Raw genomic sequence first — 21,378 nt, 5'->3', positions numbered from 1 at the left:
ATAAACGAGTTGGGTTGACGCAATATTTATTAATGTTTACTCAGACCACTAAGTGACATCTTATAGTGTGGTTAGAGAACTCTAAACTGAGCAAATTTCAATCCACAAAGGTCAACACGCCTAACGTTTAACATAGATAAGTATAGGTTAACCTGACCTGAAGGTTAGAATTTAGCAAAACGGTGTTTTTGACGCTGTGAATAGCACTTTATTTGGGTTATCATATCGGCAATTTTTTATTAGTTTGCAAGAAGTCTGGAATCGTAGATGCAAGAGCAATATAACCCGCAAGATATAGAGTCAAAAGTACAAAGCTACTGGGAAGAAAACCAAGTATTTAAAGTCACTGAAGATGAGAGCAAAGAAAAGTATTACTGTCTTTCTATGTTCCCATACCCGAGTGGTCGACTGCATATGGGTCATGTGCGTAACTACACCATTGGTGATGTTGTTTCTCGTTTCCAACGTTTGCAAGGCAAAAACGTAATGCAGCCGATGGGTTGGGATGCGTTTGGTTTACCAGCAGAAAACGCAGCTATTAAAAACAAAACAGCGCCTGCAAAATGGACCTACGAAAATATTGATTACATGCGTACCCAACTTAAACAATTAGGTTTTGGTTACGACTGGGACCGTGAAATTGCGACTTGTCACCCAGAGTATTACAAATGGGAGCAGTGGTTTTTCACTAAGCTTTACGAAAAAGGCCTAGTGTATAAAAAAATGTCAACGGTTAACTGGGATCCGGTTGATCAAACTGTACTTGCTAACGAACAAGTAATTGACGGCCGTGGTTGGCGCTCAGGCGCTGTGGTTGAGCAAAAAGAAATTCCGCAGTGGTTTATTAAAATTACCGACTACGCTCAAGAGCTTTTAGACGATTTAGACAAGTTAGAAGACTGGCCTGAACAAGTTAAAACCATGCAGCGCAACTGGATTGGTCGCTCTGAAGGGTTAGACATAGAATTTACACGTACTGATAACAACGAAAAGTTTAGCGTATATACTACGCGCCCAGATACCTTTATGGGTGTAACTTACCTAGCCGTTGCAGGTGGCCACCCTATTGCACAAGAAGCAGCTAAAAACAGCGATGCAATTGCAATGTTTGTTGAAGAATGCAAAAACACCAAAGTAGCCGAAGCAGACATGGCAACCATGGAAAAGAAAGGCATTGCAACTGGCTTTTACGCCACTCACCCGTTAACAGGCGAGCAAGTGCCTATTTGGGTAGCTAACTTTGTACTTATGCATTATGGCTCTGGTGCGGTGATGGCAGTACCTGCACACGACCAACGTGACTTTGAATTTGCAAATGCATACGGCTTAGATATCAAACAAGTTATTGCGCCAGTTGAAGGCTCAGACCTTGAAGTAAACCTAGAGCAAGAAGCATTCACCGAAAAAGGTGTATTAGTAAACTCTGGTGAATTTGACGGGTTAGACTTTTCAGCAGCGTTTAATGCGATTGCCAACAAACTAGAAGCGCTAGGTGTTGGTGAGCGTAAAGTTAACTTCCGTCTACGTGATTGGGGTGTTAGCCGCCAACGTTACTGGGGTTCACCAATCCCAATGCTTAGCGATGAAGATGGTAATGAACTTGCTGCAACAGAGGATATGCTACCAGTTCGCTTACCAGAAGACGTGGTAATGAATGGTGTTACATCGCCAATTAAAGCAGATCCAGAGTGGGCTAAAACCACAGTAAACGGCGTACCTGCTACTCACGAAACTGATACCTTTGATACTTTTATGGAATCGTCTTGGTATTACGCACGTTACTGTAGCCCGCGCTACGATGAAGGCATGTTAGACCCTGCAGCGGCTAACTACTGGTTACCAGTAAACCAATATATTGGTGGTATTGAGCATGCAATTTTACACTTATTGTACTCGCGCTTTTTCCATAAATTATTACGTGACTTTGGTTTAGTAAATTCAGACGAACCGTTTGATCGCTTACTTTGTCAAGGTATGGTACTTGCCGAAACGTTCTACCGTAAAGATGAGAAAGGTGGTGACATTTGGATTTCACCGAGCGATGTAGAAACCGAAACTGACGAAAAAGGCCGCGTAACTAAAGCATGGCATAAAGACGACGGTGAGCCAGTATTCTCATCTGGCATGAGCAAAATGTCTAAGTCTAAAAACAACGGAATAGACCCACAACAAGTCATTGCCCAATACGGTGCAGATACAGTGCGTTTATTCATGATGTTTACTGCACCACCAGAGCAAACACTTGAATGGTCAGACTCAGGTGTAGAAGGCGCGCATCGCTTCTTAAAACGTGTATGGAAATACGCGGTAGACGTTAAAACTGTTGGCTACCAAACACTTGATAAATCGGCTTTGTCTAACCCGCAAAAAGTACTTCGCCGCGAACTACATAAAGCCATTGCAAAAGTAAGTGATGATGTTGAACGCCGTCAAACGTTTAATACAGCGATTGCTGCCATCATGGAGCTATCTAACAAGTTAATTAAAGCGCCACTTAACGATGCACAAGACATTGCCATTGCAAATGAAGCACTTGAAGCGCTTGTGATTATGCTTGCCCCTATTACGCCGCATTTATCTCACGAATTGTGGCAAGAGCTAGGTAAAGAAGGCAACATTTTAGATGCAGCATGGCCAACGGTTGACGAATCAGCCCTTGTTGAAGATGAAAAGCTCATCATCGTACAAGTAAACGGTAAACTTCGCGCTAAGTTAACTGTGGCAGCGGATGCAACGCAAGAGCAAGTAGAAGCACTGGCTTTTGCAGAAGCTAACGTAACTAAATTTACGAATGGCGCAACTATTCGTAAAATTATTTACGTGCCAGGTAAATTACTTAACGTAGTTGCTAACTAATATGGCTTTATTTAACGCCATTAAAAACGGACTAGCCTTAGCGTTAGTCTGTTTTTTGTTATCTAGCTGTGGATTTCACTTAAAACAAGCGTCAAGCCTGCCTGATAACTTAAAAGTAATAACGCTCATTGGCGATGATGAAAAATCAGCGTTATTTGAACAGCTACAAAAAGAGCTGTTAGCAAGTGGAGTCGAGTTTACCTCGTCATCTAAAAACGTAGCGCAACTGTATTTACGCAAAGAAACCATAGAACGCCAAAACTTGTCGTTATTTAAAAATGGTCAGGTTGCTGAATACGAACTTGCCTATGGCGTATCGTATGTTCTAAAACATCCCAATAAAGATGCAATAGAAAAGCGCTTTGAACTATACCGAAATTATCAAGACGACCCCGATAACGCCCTTGCAAAAGCAAAAGAGCTTGAGCTACTAATTAACGAAATTCGTAAGCAAGCAAGTCGCCGCATTGTTAGAGAGCTGTCGCAACTGTAATGCGCTGTTACGCTAATCAATTACCCAACGAATTAAAAAAAGGCTTAAAACCTTTTTATTTAGTGTTTGGCGAAGAACCTTTTCAAGAAGCGCAATGCGTACAACAAATACGCGATGCCGCCAAAGAACAAGGCTTTGATGAAGTTATTAAACTTACTTTAATGCAAGGGTTTGATTGGCAGGAAATAATCGCGCAATATCAAAGTATGTCGTTATTTAGCGCTCGCACTATTGTTGAGTTTGATCTAAACCAGCAAAAGCCCGGAGTCATTGGTAGTAATACCTTTAAGCGTGTAGTTGAGCTTGTTAACCCAGACACAATACTAATTATTAAAGGTGCTAAAGCCAGCCAAGAAGTACAACGTGGGGCATGGTTTAAAGCGCTCGACAAACAAGGGGTATTTGTACCTTGTTACCCTCTTACAGGCTCGCATGTGAAACGATGGCTTGATGAGCAATGCCAGCGCTTGGCTCTTAACATGCAAAACGATGCCAAATTAAGCCTTATCAATGCAACAGAAGGTAATTTATTAGCGTGTTTTCAGGAACTCGAAAAGCTTTCTTTACTCCACGGCAATGCACTTATTACCCAGCAATTAGTTATGCAAGGGCTATTAAATCAAGCCAAATTTGATATTTTTGATTTAAGCGATGCTTTATTAAATGGTCACGCTAAACAAGCGATTAAAGTGTTAAACAAATTAGCCCGTGATAACACCGAAGTAGTGAGTATATTGTGGGCAATTACAAAAGAACTCAACACCTTGTTGAATGTGCAACTAGGATTGTTAAATGGTGAGCCAATCGCCAACTTATTTAAACAAAACGCCATTTGGAAAAATCAACAAGGGCCTGTACAAAGTGCCGTTAATCGCCTAAACATTGCTGTGCTTGAGCAAATAAACAGTGACGTTGCTTTATTTGATGCAAGCTACAAACAAGGCAATTTAATAGCTCCCTATCAAGCACTTGCACATATTTGTATTAAGTTTTGTCAACCGCTCGAAATTCCTATGCCGTGTCACAGCCTTAATTAATCGCTTAACCTGTTGGACAATAAAATGATTGCTATTTTTGGTGGCACCTTCGACCCCGTTCATCTGGGCCATATTAATATGGCACAGCAATGTGTAAGCGCATTTAATTTAAGCACTTTGTATTTTATGCCTTGCGCGCTACCAGCTCATAAAGCGGCACCCGGTATAAGCACAGAGCATCGTGTTAATATGCTCAATGCAGCTATAAAATCGTTCCCTCATTTTGCACTCGATTTAAGAGAGCTAAATCGTAAGGGGCCGTCGTATTCATTACTTAGCCTGCAAGAGCTTCGAAGTGAACACCCTAATGAGCCTATATTATTTTTAATCGGTATGGATTCATTTAATACACTTGATAAATGGTTTGAATGGGAGGCAATTACTGAGCTTTGCCATATTGTGGTGTATCAACGACCATTACAACAGTGCCATGTTACTGGCAAACTCAAAGCATACATGCAACAGGCTCTAGTGGAAGACCCTGCTAGTGTTTTAAAGCATTCTGGCGGCAAACTTTATTTTTTACCCGGTAAAATGCTTGATGCGGCCTCTAGTACTATTCGTGATGACCTTAAAAAAAGTAACAAAAAGAATGAACTATTGCCTGATGCAGTGAGTCATTACATACAAATGCATCAGCTTTATCAAATTGATGCTTAAAAATGCCTAGCGTGTTAAAATATGCGCCATTAAATTTTAAATTGAGACAAAACCTTGGATTCAAAACAACTACTCGCCTTTGCAATGGATAAAATTGACGATATGAAAGCGCGTGACATCGTTGACATAGACGTAACTGATAAATCAGACATTACCGATTACATGGTAATTTGTACTGGCACGTCTAAGCGCCACGTTCAATCAATCGCCGACCACTTAGCAAAAGAAGCACGTCATGCAGATTCAGAGCCGCTAGGCTATGAAGGCGAAAATGACGGCGAATGGGCACTGGTTGATTTAGGTGATGTGGTTGTACACGTGATGCAAACTGAAGCACGTAGCTATTACGATCTAGAAAAACTGTGGGGCTAACCACCCACTTGTTAAAAGCAACGCTTGGAAGTTATTCGTGAAAATACAAATGATTGCTGTTGGCACAAAAATGCCAGCGTGGGTAGAAACGGGATTTGCTGAATATCAGCGCCGTTTTCCCAAGGATATGGCTTTAGAGCTAATTGAAATACCCGCCGGTAAACGTGGCAAAAATGCAGATATAAAGCGTATTTTACACATTGAGGGCGAAAAAACATTAGCCGCTATTCCTAAAGGCAATCGTATTGTTACACTAGAGGTTACTGGCAAAGCGCTGGATACTCACCAACTTGCTAAAAACATGGAAAAATGGCAACTCGATGGCCGCGATGTAAGCTTACTTATTGGCGGCCCAGAGGGACTTGCTCCAGAATGTATAGCGGCATCGGAGCAAAAATGGTCGTTATCAAATTTAACATTACCACATCCTTTGGTGCGCATTATTGTAGCAGAGAGCCTTTACAGAGGCTGGAGCTTAAATAACAATCATCCTTATCATCGCGAGTAACGCTTGCCATGTTAAAAAAAAGACCCACTATTCGTGACCACTCTGCTGAAGCTAATTTATTTGCGCGGAGAGCGTTTGTGGGTTTTGTTTTTGTACTGGGGCTAGTGGCTGTTTTAATCACTAACCTTTACAATATTCAAGTAAAAGACCACCAAGATTACCAAACCCGCTCTAATGACAACCGAATTAAAGTTATCCCTATTGCACCTAATCGCGGCTTAATTTACGACCGAAACGGTGTGCTGCTTGCCGAAAACAAACCCGTTTATAATCTTGAGGTGATCCCCGAAGACGTTGACAACCTTGAAGAATCACTTGAACAAGTAAGCCACCTAATCGCTATTACAGAGCAAGAAAAACAAGACTTTTTAAAAGATATAAAAAACACGCGCCGTTTTAAATCACAAGTACTTAAAGCGCGCCTTGATGAAGCCGACGTTGCTACATTTTCGGTAAACCAACATAAATTCCCCGGTTTTAGTATAGAAGCCCGTTTAGCCCGTTATTACCCGTACGGCGACACACTGACTCATGCACTAGGCTATGTGGCAAAGCTAAACCGAAAAGAGCTAAACAAACTCGAACAAGAACAGCAAGCCACTAACTATCGTGCAACCCACGATATTGGCAAACTTGGTATTGAAAAATACTATGAGCAACTCTTGCATGGCCAAGTTGGTTCGCAACGTGTAGAGGTAAATAACCGAGGTCGTGTTATTCGTACCCTGAGCATGCTCCCCCCGCAGCCAGGTAGTGATTTAGTGTTAACGCTCGATATTGGCCTTCAACAAATAGCCCAACATGCACTTAAAGATATGCGCGGTGCGGTTGTTGTTATGGACGCAAAAGATGGCGGCATACTTGCGCTATACTCAAACCCAAGCTACGACCCAAATTTATTTGTACACGGTATTAGTAGTAAAAATTATAAAGCACTTCTAAACCCAGATCGCCCACTAATTAATAGAGCCACCCAAGGCCGATATGCTCCAGCGTCCACCATTAAACCGCATATGGCTATTTTAGCACTTGAAGAAAACATGGTAACGGAAGGGACAACTATGTGGGACCCCGGTTTTTTTGAAATACGAAACGTAGAGCATAAATGGCGTGACTGGAAGCGCTGGGGGCACGGCCATGTAGATGTATACAAAGCTATTGAAGAGTCATGCGATACATACTTTTACGATACTGCATACCGATTAGGCATTACAAAAATCAGTAATTTTATGGCGAACTTTGGTTTTGGTGATCTATCGGGTATAGATATACACGAAGAAACCACCGCCATATTGCCTTCAAAAGAATGGAAAGAAAACAGATTTAAAGAGTCTTGGTGGCCTGGCGATACAATTTCTGTAGGCATTGGCCAAGGATATTGGACCGCAACACCCATTCAAATAGCTAACGCAACCAACATACTCGTTAACAAAGGGATTAATCATCCTCCCCACTTAGCGCAAGTGGCTAAAAAAGAGGACGATGTAACCCAAATAAATAATGAAGAAAAACCACCCGTTGTGTTAAACAACCCAGACAATTGGCGTATAGCTATTGATGCTATGCACAATACCGTAACCAAGGTAACAGGCACCGCTCATAAAGCATTTAAAGGTGTAAATTACGATCCAGCAGGCAAAACTGGCACAGCACAAGTTGTGAGCATTGCACAGGGTGAAAAGTACGATGCAGAATCACTAAAAGAACGACAACGCGATAATGCCATTTATGTGGGGTTTGCACCTTACAATAACCCTCAAATAGTTGTGTCTATTGTTGTTGAAAATAATGGTGGTGGCAGCACGGTTGGCGCGCCTATTGCCAGGCAGTTAATGGATTATTACTTTGCTGCTAACCCTGTTGAACTGGCAAGGAATAACACCCTATGACCGCCCTGCATGACAAGCGCTCTATTTGGATGCGTATGCACTTAGACTTGCCTTTACTTATTGCTATTTTACTCATGATGGCTGGAAGCATAACGGTTGTGTACAGCGCAAGTGGCCAAGAATCAGCCATGATGATAAGGCACATGACGCGGATGGGTGTGGCCATCATTGCCATGATAGTACTTGCACAAATCCCCCCTGCTACACTTAAAAGGCTCACTATACCTATGTACTGCGTTGGATTATTAATGCTGGTTGGTGTGTTGTTATTTGGCGTGAGCTCTAAAGGCGCACAACGTTGGCTTGATTTAGGTATAACCCGCTTTCAACCCTCTGAACTAATGAAGCTAGCAGTACCTATGATGGTAGCTTGGTATATTGGTCGCAAACATTTACCACCTCAACCACTACACTTAATTTTCGGCTTTGCGATAGTAATGCTGCCTACATTATTAATCAAAGAGCAGCCAGATTTAGGAACATCAATACTAATTGCAAGCTCTGGCATATTTGTACTTTTTTTATCTGGGTTGAGCTGGCGACTAATTAGCTTTTTAAGCGCGGCCGTTGCCTTAGCAGCTTGGCCATTTTGGCAATACGGTATGCATGCTTATCAACGCCAACGCGTACTGACATTCTTAGATCCTGAGAGCGATCCACTTGGCTCAGGTTATCATATTATTCAATCTAAAATAGCCATTGGTTCTGGTGGCGTTGAAGGTAAAGGCTGGTTGCAAGGTACACAGTCACAACTTGAGTTTTTACCAGAGCGCCATACCGATTTTATTTTTTCGGTATTAAGTGAGGAGTTTGGCTTATTTGGTGTTTGCGTTTTACTTAGCTTGTACTTGTTTATTATTGGCCGCAGCTTGTATATTGCAGTAAATGCACAAGACGCGTTTGGAAAGCTGTTAGCAGGCGCACTAACCTTAACTTTTTTTGTTTATATATTTGTAAACATTGGCATGGTATCGGGACTACTACCTGTTGTAGGCGTGCCATTGCCTCTGATAAGTTATGGTGGCACATCGATGATTACGCTAATGGCTGGCTTTGGTATTATTATGTCGATAGCAACAGATAAAAGGATGCTTTTAAAATAATGCAACGTTACGCTCAGACTCTCATAACCATTTTACTCGCTATTACTGTCAGTGCCTGTAGCAGTGGTTCGAGTGGGCGTTACCACATGCGTCATGATTCAGCCCCCCTGCGTGCGCCAACTGCGCTTGAAATGCAAGACGCTATAGTTACCGAGGTGCAAAAAAGTGCCAGTGCTTCTCGCCCCTACGAGGTACTCGGTAAACGTTACACCCCTATGCTTGACGAAACAGGTTATAAAGAAGAAGGCATTGCATCGTGGTATGGCCGAAAATTTCACGGCTACCACACTTCAAATGGTGAAATATACGATATGTTTGCCATGACCGCGGCGCATAAAACATTACCTTTGCCTAGTTTTGTTCGTGTTACAAACACGCAAAATGGTAAGTCAGTCATTGTACGCGTAAACGACCGTGGGCCTTTTCACGATGACAGAATTATTGACCTTTCCTATGCAGCCGCATACAAGCTTGGCTATTACAAACATGGTACAGCAAAGGTTAAGCTTGAAGCGGTTACGCTTCCTAGCTCTGCAGCTAATAAAACGTATATTCAAGTGGCTGCTGGCAGCACATTGGCAAATATTGAAGCCCTTGCACAGCGTTTACGCCAACAATACAAATTACCGACAAATATTGTTAAGAAAGACACTATTTATAGACTGCATTTAGGGCCAATAAAAAACGCGCAGCACGCAGAAAAAGTATTAAAAAAATTAAAACAAGATCAATTTCAAAACGCGTTCTTGCTTTACACTCAGTAAGACAAATACCCAAACTAGCCCAACGAGGCTCGCATCTCAGGGGGGTTTGGGTATAGAATGGCATAACGCGAATTTTTAACTTTAACCATTAATGAGTATGATGAAATCAATTAAACATAAAATCCTCAAAGGTGTATGTGGCTTAGTTTGTTCAGCCGCCGTATTTTCAGCCAGCGCCCAAATCATTCCGGCACCACCTCAAGTTAATGCAAAGGGTTATTTTTTAGTCGACTTTACAACCGGTAAGGTTATTGCAGAGGGCGAAGCCGATACTAAACTTGCGCCAGCAAGCTTAACTAAAATGATGACCAGTTATGTAATTGGTACAGAAATTAAAGTAGGTAACATAGCCCCTACAGATATGGTTACAATTAGCGAAAAAGCATGGGCAAAAAACTTCCCAGAATCTTCAAAAATGTTTATTGAAGTGGGTAAACAAATTAGTGTTGATGAGCTCAATCATGGCATTATTATTCAATCAGGGAACGACGCCTGTGTTGCTATGTCGGAGCACATAGCAGGCAGTGAGAGTGCTTTTGCCGACTTAATGAATGCACATGCCGCTAAATTAGGTATGAGTAATAGCCACTTTATTAACAGCCACGGGTTAGATACAGACGAGCACTACACAACACCTCGTGATATGGCCACATTAAGCGCAGCACTTATCAGAGATGTACCTGAAGAATATGCTATCTACAAAGAAAAATCATACACCTACAACGGTATTAAACAATATAACCGTAACTCGTTATTATGGGATGAAAGCCTAGACGTTGACGGCATAAAAACAGGCCATACTTCTGAAGCTGGTTACAGCCTTGTTACCTCAGCCACTAAAAATGGTATGCGCTTAATTGCTGTTGTTATGGGTACATCAAGCGAGCGCGCTCGTAAAGTAGAAAGCAAAAAACTACTTAACTACGGCTTTCGCTTTTTTGAAACAATTACACCTTATAAAGCGGGCGACAGCTTTGCAGAGCAACGTATTTGGATGGGTAACAAAGAAAATGTATCGTTAGGTATTTTAGAAGATACACCTATTACTATTCCACGCGGTCAGCATAAAAACCTAAAGGCTAACTTTGAATTAGACAATACACTTGAAGCCCCACTAGCCAAAGGCACTAAAGTAGGCACCTTGTTCTTGCAACTAGAGGGTGAAGACATTGCACAATACCCACTAGTAACACTTGAAGAAGTGGAAGAAGGCAGCTTCTTTAGCAAAATCTACGACTATTTACGCTTACAAATAATGTAAACGTAAATATAAACCCACAGTTGCTGGGTTGTAAAAAAGCGCCTCTGTTATGAGGCGTTTTTTTTTGCTTGAAAAATGCTAGAATGCTCCCCATATATGCAACACTGCTAAACGCCTATCTGTATTAAGCTTCGAGCTTTACATAGAGTTCACACTTTTGTATGAGGAGTCACTATCGTGGTTCAACCAGTTAAAAATACTAAATTTGATGAGTACCTAGAGTACCCTTGCCCATTTACATTTAAAATTATGGGTTTAGCCAACGTTAATTTAACAGATCAAATATTAGCAAAATTACAACCTATTGCTCCGGGTGATTACGCACCAAAAGTAAAACCAAGCAGTAAAGGTAATTATGAGTCTGTAACGCTAGTGGCTACGGTTACAAGCGGGAAGCACATTGAAGAAATTTACAACGTGATCAGCAACATCGATGACGTACGTCACATGCTTTAAGCCATAATTGAGATTTGTTGTGAACGAAAACACCTTGATCGTACGCCAACTAGGTCGTCAGCGTTACATGCCAATTTGGCAAAAAATGCAAGACTTTACCGACACCCGAGATGACAGCACTCCAGATGAAATTTGGCTTGTAGAGCACGAAAGTGTATTTACTCAAGGCCAAGCAGGAAAAGACGAGCATTTACTCGCCCCAGGCGATATTGAAGTGATTAAAGTTGATCGCGGCGGCCAGATAACTTATCACGGCCCTGGCCAACAAATGATGTATGTATTATTTAATTTGCGCCGCTTAAAAATTGGTGTGCGAGAGCTTGTAACCTGGCTCGAAGTGTGCATTATTGAGTCGCTTGCTGAATACGATATAAAAGCATACGCTAAAGCCGACGCACCGGGTGTTTACGTTAACGACAGCAAAATAGCATCATTAGGTTTGAGAGTTCGCCGCGGCTGCTCATTTCATGGTTTAGCATTAAATGTTAACATGGATCTAAGCCCGTTTTTACGCATAAACCCGTGTGGTTATGCCGGCATGAATATGGTGCAAACGAAAGAATTGAATGGTCCTCAAAACCTACAAAGCGCAGGTGAAGGCCTAGTAAAACACATGATAAAAAAGCTTAATGCAGCACAGGTTAAGCATACTGAAGGGTTTGAAAACGAATGAATAAACCAGTCAAAATGGAACCAGGTGTAAAACTACGCGACGCAGAAAAAATGGCGTTGATCCCCGTTAAAGTTTTACCAACAGAAAAAACCGAAATGTTGCGCAAGCCAGAGTGGCTTAAAATTCGCTTACCTAAATCAACTGAGCGTATCGATGGTATTAAACAAGCAATGCGTAAGCATGGCTTACATTCAGTATGTGAAGAGGCCTCGTGCCCTAACCTATCTGAGTGTTTTAACCACGGTACAGCAACCTTTATGATTTTAGGTGCTATTTGTACGCGTCGTTGCCCATTTTGTGATGTTGCCCATGGTCGCCCATTAAAACCTGATGCAGCAGAGCCAGAAAAGCTTGCACTAACAATTAAAGACATGAAGCTAAGCTACGTGGTAATTACCTCGGTTGACCGTGATGATTTACGTGATGGCGGCGCACAGCACTTTGCCGATTGTATTCGCGAAATTCGTAAACACAACCCAACGATCACCATCGAGATTTTAGTACCCGATTTCCGTGGTCGTATGGACCGTGCGCTTGAAATTTTAATTGAAACGCCACCTGATGTGTTTAACCACAACTTAGAAACAGCGCCACGCCTATACAAACTTGCGCGCCCAGGTGCCGATTACAAATGGTCATTAGAATTACTTCGTCGCTTTAAAGAAGCACACCCAGAAGTAAAAACTAAGTCAGGCTTAATGGTTGGTTTAGGTGAAGAGATTAGCGAAATAGAAGAAGTACTGCGTGATCTGCGTGCGCATAACGTAGATATGCTTACTGTTGGCCAATACTTACAGCCATCTAAGCATCATTTACCAGTTAAACGTTACGTGCCACCAGCAGAGTTTGATGCATTAAAAGAGTACGCGGATGAAATTGGCTTTACTCATGCAGCCTCTGGCCCGTTTGTTCGTTCAAGCTATCATGCTGACCAACAAGCCGCTGGTAAAGAAGTAAAATAATTACTTTTTATAACATATTAAAAAAGCCCTTAACAATTTAATTGGTAAGGGCTTTTTTGTGAGTATTCTACATCCATCCTTCGGCTACTTTGTTAAAACACCTTTTTTAATCACAAAATCAGCAAATCGTACCTGCTCTTCTTCAGCGCGAAGGCTGTCGGTTTCTACTATTGAGCGATAAATTCCCCACTTAGGGCGAGCAAAGTCATCATCGCTAAAACCACGCCACATATCTATGTTTTGCTCGCTAATACTAAATAGCTCTTCGTTGTCACTTACGCGGGTGAGGGTCATATCAAACTGACCTTCTTCGCTAAAGGTCGCTTGAACAAATACCGCTACCCATTCATCAGTAATAAGTGACCAATCGGTTTCTATGAGGTTTTTATCAAGCACTGTGCTGTTACCATTTACGTCAAAACCTGCGCTATAACGCACCTGTAGTTGATTCCCTGTACTGTTTTTTTGCGCCCCAGAGAGCGTAATAATTGGCTGGTCATCGTTGCCATTGGTGTTGTCGTTACTCTCGTTCCGAGCTTTTATTTGAAAAAAATGACTAAATTTGCTCGTTAATTCAAGCTCACTACTTACTTTAAACTTCCAACTGTATTGTACTGTTTCATTTTCAAAAGCAAGGGTTGCAGCAGGTGACTTGTCGTAAGCTTTTATTTCGTTGCGCTGGCGGTCGCTTACGCCTTTGTCTTTATCTTGGTCGTCATCGCGATGCGCTAAAAAAACAAAGTGATTACCAATTATTGAGTCGGTATCTTCAATTATATGAGTAACACCTTCATGGTTACCAGCATACATATCTGGCGACTCTATAGCCCCTTCGCTAAAAACAGTTTCTATTAGTGCATATGCGCTCAGCCCTGAATTAACACCGTCAGCATTAAGTGTTGTTTCATCGGTTACTAAAAAATCATCAGCCGAGGCAACACCTACGATAGTGACAGTGATAGTTGCTTCAGTCCCATCGGCTGAACTGACTACTATTTCGTCAAGTAGGATTTCATTTTCATCTAAAGAATTAATATTTGCATTGCGTGTATTTAAGGTATAAAACCAATTACCGTCACTTGTAAGGCTAAATGTACCATAACTCGTTTGAGTATCATTTTGAGCATTAAATACAGCCTCACTGGCTTGAGCATCAGATATAGAAAGCTCGCCAGTTACCGCACTATCACGGTCACTGTTAATATTGACTGAAGTTTCACCGCCTATTACAGCGTGGGTTTGGGCTGTCAAGGCAACACTTACTGGTTCGCCTTGTGAGCCCGAACTACCACAAGCGGCCAATCCGCAACATAAAAAACATACAATAACAATTTTTAAAATACCTAAGCGATACATTGGCATAATACCCCACACACAAAACATTGGTCATCTATAAATTTAAAATATAACTTACCAATTTTAAATTTAAATAACCATTTATTTATTACCAATTAACGCTATTGTTCTTAATGTTAAATTAAGTAGCTTAAATTGAGGAGTGTATGGCTGAGTAAAAATATAATTAGGTTAAAGCCAAATTACTTGAGATAATCAAGCTGAACCCATTATTTAGGTTAAACATGAAATTATTAGTTCGTAATTTGTCTCGCACAACATCAGAGCAAGACCTTCGTACGTTGTTTACAGCTCACGGTAAAGTGACAACTTGTAACTTGGTACTTGATAAAGAAACTGGCCAATCTAAAGGTTTTGCCTTTTTAGAAATGCCAAACGACATTGAAAGTAAAAGCGCGATTAAAGCACTTAATCAATCAACCGTTGATAAAAGTAAGATTCGCGTAAAATACGCAGATGAAAAATAGCCGCTTGATATGCACTTTTAAAACCAGCTAAATGCTGGTTTTTTCAATTATTAGTATTGCTGTATTTTCAGCTCAAAATCGTACCTAAGTTTGCTACTTTTAGACTACGACAAGTGAACGTTTACACCCCAACTTACTGTTTTATATTAGATTTTTTAAAAGCTACTTCCAACCTTGACGCCATTTTTCAGTGTTTTTAAGATCTCGCCAGCTAATGGGATATTGGTTTTTAGAAAACACCGACTCAGTAATACAAGCTATTACATTAGCATCTTCATCGTACTCTACTTCTACAATTACAAAATGCTTTTCTTTATTAATGGCAGGTGTTGCAGTCCATTTGCTATTAAGTAATTTTTTTGGATTGAGGTTATTCATAAAATTTAAAGCTTATTATTAATTTATAGAGCCTAATACGAACAAATATGCATCTAAGCTCAATTAAAAACCCCTCATGAAAGCGTTAACTGGTTTGCCATTAGCAAAAAACCGAATAAATTTCTTTATTCGGTTTAATATCGATAACGCTTTGCTTTAACGTAAACTTAATAGTTTACTAATCAATAAAGCTTAATCATCCTCAATATTGTCCAGGCCTTTGGTGCCCTCTTTTGGTTTGAGTTTATGATGAATAGCCGACTTAATTAACATATAGCCACTAATTGGGGCCGTTATTAATAGAAATATAGTGATCAGTATTTCTTTAACACTTAAACCCGTTTTAGAGTTTGCAAAATACACCATAGCGGCAATTAACATACTTGCCATACCCAACGTTGTTGCTTTAGTTGGGCCATGTAAACGCATAAAAAAGTCTGGCAGTTTTAATAAGCCTAACGAACCAATTAAAATAAACGTGCCACCAAATAACAATAAAATTGATACAACCCATTCGCTAATCATTTTGCCACCTTATTCAATTATATCGCCACGTAGTAAATACTTACATACAGCTACTGTGCTTACAAAACCCAGCATAGCTATTAATAATGCGGCCTCAAAGTACAACCCTGTTCCCATGCTTATACTGTATAAAACAATGAGTGCAATAACATTTATGTACATAGTATCAAGCGCCAATACTCTATCGGGGATTGATGGGCCAATAATTAAACGCCATAAATTAAGCAGTAAAGAAAGTCCTATCATTGCGAAAACAATAAGTAATACAGTATCTAACATTGAAATATCTCCTTTAGTGGAGCTTCGTAGCGTTTTTTAATATGCTTGATAAGCTCAGCCTCGTCGTCAAGGTCAAGTACATGTATGAGCAAATAACGCTGTGTCATTTCCTCTCCCTCAGCTAACGACTCTGGAATAGGATACACCTCAGCACTTACAGTACCGGGAGTTAATGAGACACTGCTTGCTAAAATTGTAATTGGCATATCGTGAGTTAAGTCTAATGGGACTTTAATAAATGCTGGGCGTAGTTTTTTGGAAGGCCCAACAATTAATAACGCAACCTGTAAGTTAGCAACAATAATATCGTAAAGTACAATTACAAATTGTTTTAGAGCTAGCCCTGGCTTTAAAATTAGCGGCTGAGGATCCCTAAATGAAAAGCTTAAAATAGGAATAAAAATAGCAAAAAATGTTGCCAGTACAATATGGCCAACCGACACACTATTGTTAAGCAACAACCATACTATAAACAAAAATAAACTACGAAATGGCGTTGGTAACCACCGAAAACGGGCTTGTAGTCTCATTACATGCCTCCCTTAAGTACAGCATTTATACCGCCGCTAATATCATGTAACTGCGTAGCAGCACCTACCATGTACTCGCTAATCGGCCCACCGAAAATAACCAACAGCGGCGAACAAGCAAGTAAACCTATTATTACCGTCACTTGCAATGGGTTTGCATCAGCGCAGTCTGCGCTTTCGCTGCGTTTATCCTTTCTTTCCCAAAACAAGCTTGTACCCGCCCGAGAAAGTGCCACTAATAGCGCAAAGCTTGTCACTAAATACACTGGCCAAAATACTAAGGCTTGCTCACTATTTAACGTCGATTTTAGTATCCATATTTTACCAACAAAGCCCGATAGTGGCGGCATACCTACCACAGTTAAGGCTGCTACAACAAAGCATGCCCCAAGTAAAAGCGGCTGTTTAACTGCGCGCCCACCAACAAGCCTATCAGCAACTTTACCGCGTTGCTTAGCAATTAAGTCAGCTAGTAAAAATAACGCAGCACTCACTAATGTTGAATGCACTAAGTAATACAACAATGCAGCCGTTGCATTTACATTTTGTAAAGCTACTAGTGCAACTAAAGTACCTACCGACACCAAGACTAAATTAGCAGTTAACTTACGCAAATCTTGCGCAGCAATAGCGCCCATGGCGCCAACCACAATCGTTGCAATCGCTAATCCCCAAAGCCAAGGTTGTACCATGTGCTCAAGTGCACCCGCCTGTTCACCAAATATAACGGTGTAAACACGCAGCATGGCATAAACACCCACCTTAGTCATAATAGCAAATAAGGCTGCTACAACAGGTTTTGCGCTAGCATACGTATTTGGAAGCCATAAATGTAGCGGCAACAATGCGCCTTTTAAAGCAAATACAATAAGTAGTAATAAACCGCCGGCTTTAGCAATAAATACATCGTCGCCATTAAGTTGTGATACCTTTTGCGCCATATCAGCAATATTCAATGTACCTAATACGCCATATAAAATACCTAAACCGATTAAAAATACACTCGAGCCCACTAAGTTTAGAATTACATATTGTAGTGCTGCACGTGTGTTTTGTTTGTCGCCACCGTGCATAAGTAATGCATACGATGCAATCAGTAAAACTTCAAAAAACACAAACAGGTTAAACAAATCACCGGTTAAAAAAGCGCCATTAACACCCAGCACTAAAAAATGAACCAGTGGGTGATAAAAGCTCCCTTTTTCATCATCGCCTGCACTGCCATATAAAATGGCCCCAAGCCCTAAAAACGAGGTTAGCGCTACGAGTAATGTTGATAGATTGTCGGCCACAAGTACTATCCCGTAGGGGGCTGACCAATCACCGATGGCATAAACACTAATGCCTGTGTTGTAAATATGTATTAATAAAAACACACTAACAGCAAATGTAATAAGCGCCATAGTATTTGATGCGTATCGACGAATTTGTACACTTTTACCGCAAGGTGGGAGTAACAAAATTACAGCTGCAAGCATAGGCAGTAAAATAGGTAACGAAGCTAAATGTTGGATCATTTTTGCTCCTTACTTGCTGCAGCTGATTTAACGGGGCTTCCATCAACGTGGTCGCTTCCTAAATCAGCACGTCCACGAATAGCCAAAATAACCACAAATGCTGTCATTGCAAAACCAATTACAATTGCGGTTAAAACCAAGGCTTGAGGAAGTGGATCGGCGTAATCTGCACCGGTACCAAGCACCACGGCTTTGTTTATAGTTAAACGCCCTGATGAAAATAAAAATAAGTTTACTGCATATGAAATCATGGTAAGGCCCAGTACAACAGGAAACGTACGTGCTCTTAACAGTAAAAATATACCGCAGCTAACTAATACACCAACGCACGATGCGTATAATAGCTCCATTAAATATTCACCTCTTTTTTAGGGGCATCGGAAGTCATATTACCCAAACTAGCTAAAATCATTAATGTTGCACCTACAACTGTGAGGTACACGCCAAGGTCAAACACAATTGCACTAGCAAGTTCTGTTTTACCTACAAATGGAATATCAAAGTAATCGAACCACGTGGTTAAAAATGGTCTACCAAAAAACCAACTACCCACACCAGTAAACATTGCTATACCTATACCCGAGGCGATAATTTTACGGTAGTTGATATCAAAGCGCTCGGTGATCCAATTAGAGCCATGCGCCATGTACTGTAAAATAAAGGCTATTGACGTAACTAAACCAGCAATAAAGCCACCGCCGGGTAAGTTATGACCACGCAAGAATATATATGCTGATACTAACAATGCCAGCGGTAATAAACTTTGTGAAATACTTGCAAGTAAAATTGGGTATCGTTCACGCGCCCAAGGACGCCCTTCACTGTCACTAGCTGGCATAAATAGCGGAATACGCGATAACACTTTAAATATACCTAGTGCAGCAATGCCCAATACCGTTATTTCACCTAGGGTGTCAAACCCTCTAAAGTCGACCAGTATAACGTTAACTACGTTTGTGCCACCGCCACCCGTTTTAGCATTAGCTACAAAGTAATCAGAAATAGAATTTAATGGGCGCGTTAGTATTGCATAACAAATACTAGCAACTACGACACCAATAGTAGAAGCAATCCCTAAGTCGCGTAGCACTCGCAACGAGCTCGACTCTTTAGGCGTATGCTGCGGTAAAAAGAACAGCGCAAGCATTAGCAATATAATGGTGGCAACTTCAACTGTTAGCTGAGTTAACGCTAAATCTGGCGCAGAAAAACGAGTGAATAAGACCGACACCATTAAACCAACAATAGAAAGCATTAACAGTGCGACCATTCTTGATCTGTGCCAAATAACGGTGGCTATTGCCCCAATTATTAATAAACCAGCACCAATCGCATTATGCACATCAACAGGTGTGCGCGGCATACTGCCGGCTAATTGTTGCATTTCAAATAATGGCCAACCTGCACAAAGTAATACCACGCCCAGCATAATAACTAAGTAACGCTGTAAAGAACCGTTTTCAGTACTGTTAATTTTACTTTGACACCATGCAACGACACTCAGCACGGCACGCTCAAAGGTTTTTTTAGCATTGAGTGTGGGTAATGACGCCTGAAATTGAAATAAATATTTGCGATTTACGTAAATGAACAAACCACCAACAACAGCCATTGCACTCATCAGTAACGGCAAATTAAAACCATGCCAAATTGTTAATTTATACTCTGGCATCGCCTCCCCTAATACTGCTAATGAAGCTGCAGATAAAATACTATCAACAGTAAAGCTTGGGAAAATACCTACCAAAATACACAGTACAACCAGTATTTCTATTGGCACTCGCATATAGCGTGGAGGTTCATGCGGTGTTCGCGGTAAGTCTATTGGGTCACCGTTAAAAAATACATCGTGAATAAAGCGGGCTGAATAGGCAACTGCAAATGCACCAGCCACCGTCGCAAGCACCGGTATTAACCATGACATAGAGCCAAGTACTTGCTGATGGAGTGTTTCGGCAAAAAACATTTCTTTAGATAAGAAACCATTGAGCAGAGGCACGCCCGCCATAGCTGCAGCAGCAACCATAGCAAGGGTTGCAGTATAAGGCATAAACCGCCACATACCATTGAGTTTACGCATATCACGCGTACCAGTTTCATGGTCAATAATACCGGTTGCCATAAATAGCGAGGCTTTAAATGTCGCATGGTTAATTATATGAAATATGGCTGCCACCGTTGCAAGCTCGGTATCAAGGCCAAGTAATAGCGTGATCAAACCTAAGTGGCTAATTGTCGAATATGCAAGTAACCCCTTTAAATCGTGCTTAAATAACGCAATGTAAGCACCAAACAGCAGGGTAGCTAAACCCGTTAAACCAACTAATAAAAACCACATCTCGGTCCCAGCTAAAGCTGGATAGAAACGCGCAAGTAAAAAGATACCTGCTTTAACCATTGTTGCTGAGTGTAAATAAGCGCTAACAGGCGTAGGCGCAGCCATGGCATGGGGTAACCAAAAGTGAAACGGAAACTGAGCCGACTTAGTAAATGCACCCAGCAATACTAAAACAAGTGCTAATTCGTATAAATCATGGGATTGTATAATGGCTTTGCTCGCTAAAATAACATCTAAGTCGTAACTGCCAACAATGTCCCCTAACAACATTAACCCGCCAAGTAGTGCTAAACCGCCTGCACCCGTTACAGCTAGCGCCATTCGCGCGCCCTTACGCGCTTCAGATTTATGCCACCAATAGCTTATCAATAAAAAAGAACTGATACTGGTCAATTCCCAAAATAACCATAGTTGTATAACGTTATTAGACATAACAATACCTAGCATTGCCGTCATAAATAACATTAAGTAGCTATAAAGCTTAGCCATTGAGTCATTAGGGCTGAGGTAATAACGTGTATATACAATAACAAGCAAACCAATGCCTAGTATCATAAACATAAACAAGAGGCTTAAACCGTCTATACGAAGCGATAAATCAAGCCCAATAGATGGGATCCACGCTAATGAATAGCGAATAGTTTCACCAGAAAGAACCGCAGGCGCGTGGTATAAAGTAATAGCCAAAGCGGTAAACGGTGCAAGCACAGTAATAAATGTACTTTGATTGCGAGAAAGTTTGCCTGTGAATGCAGAAATAACACTGCCAATCAAGGATAACAAGGGTATCCAGAGCAAAGTCATAATGTAGGGCCTTTTATAATCATAAGTTTATCAGGGCGCCACTTTTATACATTAAGTGATGCTTTTACTGCCTGTTTTTAAACGACATTAATGGTAATAGTTATACTCAATAACAGATATTTTGTCTATAAAAAGCGAAGCATGTTGAGT

Annotated in this window: 22 protein-coding genes; 14 read left to right on the top strand and 8 right to left on the bottom strand. The window is 41.0% G+C overall.

Annotated elements, in window-relative coordinates:
• The first annotated feature begins 267 nt into the window (after positions 1 to 267).
• The 13 genes from leuS (at position 268) to lipA (ending at position 13,034) form a co-directional block, all read left to right on the top strand.
• Entirely contained in the window at positions 268 to 2,856 is a 2,589-nt protein-coding gene (gene leuS, locus KZZ04_RS02830; RefSeq protein ID WP_219421725.1) for a leucine--tRNA ligase, read from the top strand.
• Between the two features lies 1 nt (position 2,857).
• A complete protein-coding gene (gene lptE / locus KZZ04_RS02825) occupies positions 2,858 to 3,349 on the top strand; it encodes an LPS assembly lipoprotein LptE (protein WP_219421724.1) in 492 nt (163 codons plus the stop codon).
• Positions 3,349 to 4,386, top strand: a complete 1,038-nt coding sequence (gene holA / locus KZZ04_RS02820; protein WP_219421723.1) for a DNA polymerase III subunit delta — start codon at positions 3,349 to 3,351, stop codon at positions 4,384 to 4,386. Before lptE ends, holA begins: the two co-directional genes overlap by 1 nt.
• 24 nt (positions 4,387 to 4,410) lie before the next feature.
• Positions 4,411 to 5,046, top strand: coding sequence for a nicotinate-nucleotide adenylyltransferase (nadD, locus tag KZZ04_RS02815; RefSeq protein WP_058403382.1), 636 nt, complete (start codon positions 4,411 to 4,413; stop codon positions 5,044 to 5,046).
• A 54-nt stretch (positions 5,047 to 5,100) separates the two neighbouring features.
• Entirely contained in the window at positions 5,101 to 5,418 is a 318-nt protein-coding gene (rsfS, locus tag KZZ04_RS02810) for a ribosome silencing factor (protein WP_006793397.1), read from the top strand.
• A gap of 37 nt (positions 5,419 to 5,455) precedes the next feature.
• Entirely contained in the window at positions 5,456 to 5,926 is a 471-nt protein-coding gene (rlmH, locus tag KZZ04_RS02805; RefSeq protein ID WP_002958522.1) for a 23S rRNA (pseudouridine(1915)-N(3))-methyltransferase RlmH, read from the top strand.
• An 8-nt stretch (positions 5,927 to 5,934) separates the two neighbouring features.
• Positions 5,935 to 7,815, top strand: a complete 1,881-nt coding sequence (gene mrdA, locus KZZ04_RS02800) for a penicillin-binding protein 2 (protein WP_058403384.1) — start codon at positions 5,935 to 5,937, stop codon at positions 7,813 to 7,815.
• Positions 7,812 to 8,918 (top strand): rod shape-determining protein RodA, encoded by a 1,107-nt coding sequence (rodA, locus tag KZZ04_RS02795; RefSeq protein ID WP_219421722.1) that lies wholly within the window; start codon positions 7,812 to 7,814, stop codon positions 8,916 to 8,918. Before mrdA ends, rodA begins: the two co-directional genes overlap by 4 nt.
• A complete protein-coding gene (locus KZZ04_RS02790) occupies positions 8,918 to 9,682 on the top strand; it encodes a septal ring lytic transglycosylase RlpA family protein (RefSeq protein WP_058403386.1) in 765 nt (254 codons plus the stop codon). The genes rodA and KZZ04_RS02790 overlap by 1 nt, the downstream gene beginning before the upstream one ends.
• A 100-nt stretch (positions 9,683 to 9,782) precedes the next feature.
• Positions 9,783 to 10,943, top strand: coding sequence for a serine hydrolase (locus KZZ04_RS02785; RefSeq protein WP_058403557.1), 1,161 nt, complete (start codon positions 9,783 to 9,785; stop codon positions 10,941 to 10,943).
• A gap of 177 nt (positions 10,944 to 11,120) precedes the next feature.
• Positions 11,121 to 11,399, top strand: coding sequence for a DUF493 family protein YbeD (ybeD, locus tag KZZ04_RS02780; RefSeq protein ID WP_006793392.1), 279 nt, complete (start codon positions 11,121 to 11,123; stop codon positions 11,397 to 11,399).
• A gap of 19 nt (positions 11,400 to 11,418) precedes the next feature.
• On the top strand, positions 11,419 to 12,072 hold the full coding sequence (lipB, locus tag KZZ04_RS02775; RefSeq protein WP_219421721.1) for a lipoyl(octanoyl) transferase LipB: 654 nt from the start codon (positions 11,419 to 11,421) through the stop codon (positions 12,070 to 12,072).
• Positions 12,069 to 13,034 (top strand): lipoyl synthase, encoded by a 966-nt coding sequence (gene lipA / locus KZZ04_RS02770; protein ID WP_004585911.1) that lies wholly within the window; start codon positions 12,069 to 12,071, stop codon positions 13,032 to 13,034. The genes lipB and lipA overlap by 4 nt, the downstream gene beginning before the upstream one ends.
• Positions 13,035 to 13,118: 84 nt before the next feature.
• On the opposite strand, the gene KZZ04_RS02765 is transcribed toward lipA, so the two are convergent.
• Positions 13,119 to 14,396 (bottom strand): VCBS domain-containing protein, encoded by a 1,278-nt coding sequence (locus KZZ04_RS02765; RefSeq protein ID WP_219421741.1) that lies wholly within the window; start codon positions 14,394 to 14,396, stop codon positions 13,119 to 13,121.
• A gap of 218 nt (positions 14,397 to 14,614) precedes the next feature.
• Between KZZ04_RS02765 and KZZ04_RS02760 the strand changes: the two genes are divergently transcribed.
• Positions 14,615 to 14,857, top strand: coding sequence for an RNA recognition motif containing protein (locus KZZ04_RS02760; protein ID WP_058403389.1), 243 nt, complete (start codon positions 14,615 to 14,617; stop codon positions 14,855 to 14,857).
• 162 nt (positions 14,858 to 15,019) lie between these two features.
• Here KZZ04_RS02760 and KZZ04_RS02755 read toward each other — a convergent pair whose 3' ends face one another.
• The 7 genes from KZZ04_RS02755 to KZZ04_RS02725 form a co-directional block, all read right to left on the bottom strand.
• A complete protein-coding gene (locus KZZ04_RS02755) occupies positions 15,020 to 15,235 on the bottom strand; it encodes a TIGR02450 family Trp-rich protein (RefSeq protein WP_219421720.1) in 216 nt (71 codons plus the stop codon).
• Between the two features lie 192 nt (positions 15,236 to 15,427).
• On the bottom strand, positions 15,428 to 15,760 hold the full coding sequence (locus KZZ04_RS02750) for a Na+/H+ antiporter subunit G (RefSeq protein WP_058403391.1): 333 nt from the start codon (positions 15,758 to 15,760) through the stop codon (positions 15,428 to 15,430).
• A gap of 9 nt (positions 15,761 to 15,769) precedes the next feature.
• Positions 15,770 to 16,039, bottom strand: a complete 270-nt coding sequence (locus KZZ04_RS02745; protein WP_006793386.1) for a K+/H+ antiporter subunit F — start codon at positions 16,037 to 16,039, stop codon at positions 15,770 to 15,772.
• A complete protein-coding gene (locus tag KZZ04_RS02740) occupies positions 16,033 to 16,569 on the bottom strand; it encodes a Na+/H+ antiporter subunit E (RefSeq protein WP_058403392.1) in 537 nt (178 codons plus the stop codon). The genes KZZ04_RS02745 and KZZ04_RS02740 overlap by 7 nt, the downstream gene beginning before the upstream one ends.
• Complete coding sequence (locus tag KZZ04_RS02735; RefSeq protein ID WP_058403393.1) at positions 16,569 to 18,086, bottom strand: monovalent cation/H+ antiporter subunit D; 1,518 nt, start codon at positions 18,084 to 18,086, stop codon at positions 16,569 to 16,571. The genes KZZ04_RS02740 and KZZ04_RS02735 overlap by 1 nt, the downstream gene beginning before the upstream one ends.
• Positions 18,083 to 18,436: a Na+/H+ antiporter subunit C gene (locus tag KZZ04_RS02730; protein ID WP_058403394.1), complete on the bottom strand. Its 354-nt coding sequence runs from the start codon at positions 18,434 to 18,436 to the stop codon at positions 18,083 to 18,085. Before KZZ04_RS02730 ends, KZZ04_RS02735 begins: the two co-directional genes overlap by 4 nt.
• The gene (locus KZZ04_RS02725) at positions 18,436 to 21,228 is read right to left on the bottom strand and encodes a monovalent cation/H+ antiporter subunit A (protein WP_219421719.1); all 2,793 of its coding nucleotides are present in this window, start codon (positions 21,226 to 21,228) and stop codon (positions 18,436 to 18,438) included. The genes KZZ04_RS02730 and KZZ04_RS02725 overlap by 1 nt, the downstream gene beginning before the upstream one ends.
• Positions 21,229 to 21,378 lie beyond the last annotated feature (150 nt).

Source organism: Pseudoalteromonas sp. CR1 (assembly GCF_019392235.1).
Lineage (GTDB): Bacteria > Pseudomonadota > Gammaproteobacteria > Enterobacterales > Alteromonadaceae > Pseudoalteromonas.
The sequence above is the reverse complement of the archived record's forward strand: the minus strand, read 5'-3'. Positions and strand labels throughout refer to the sequence as shown.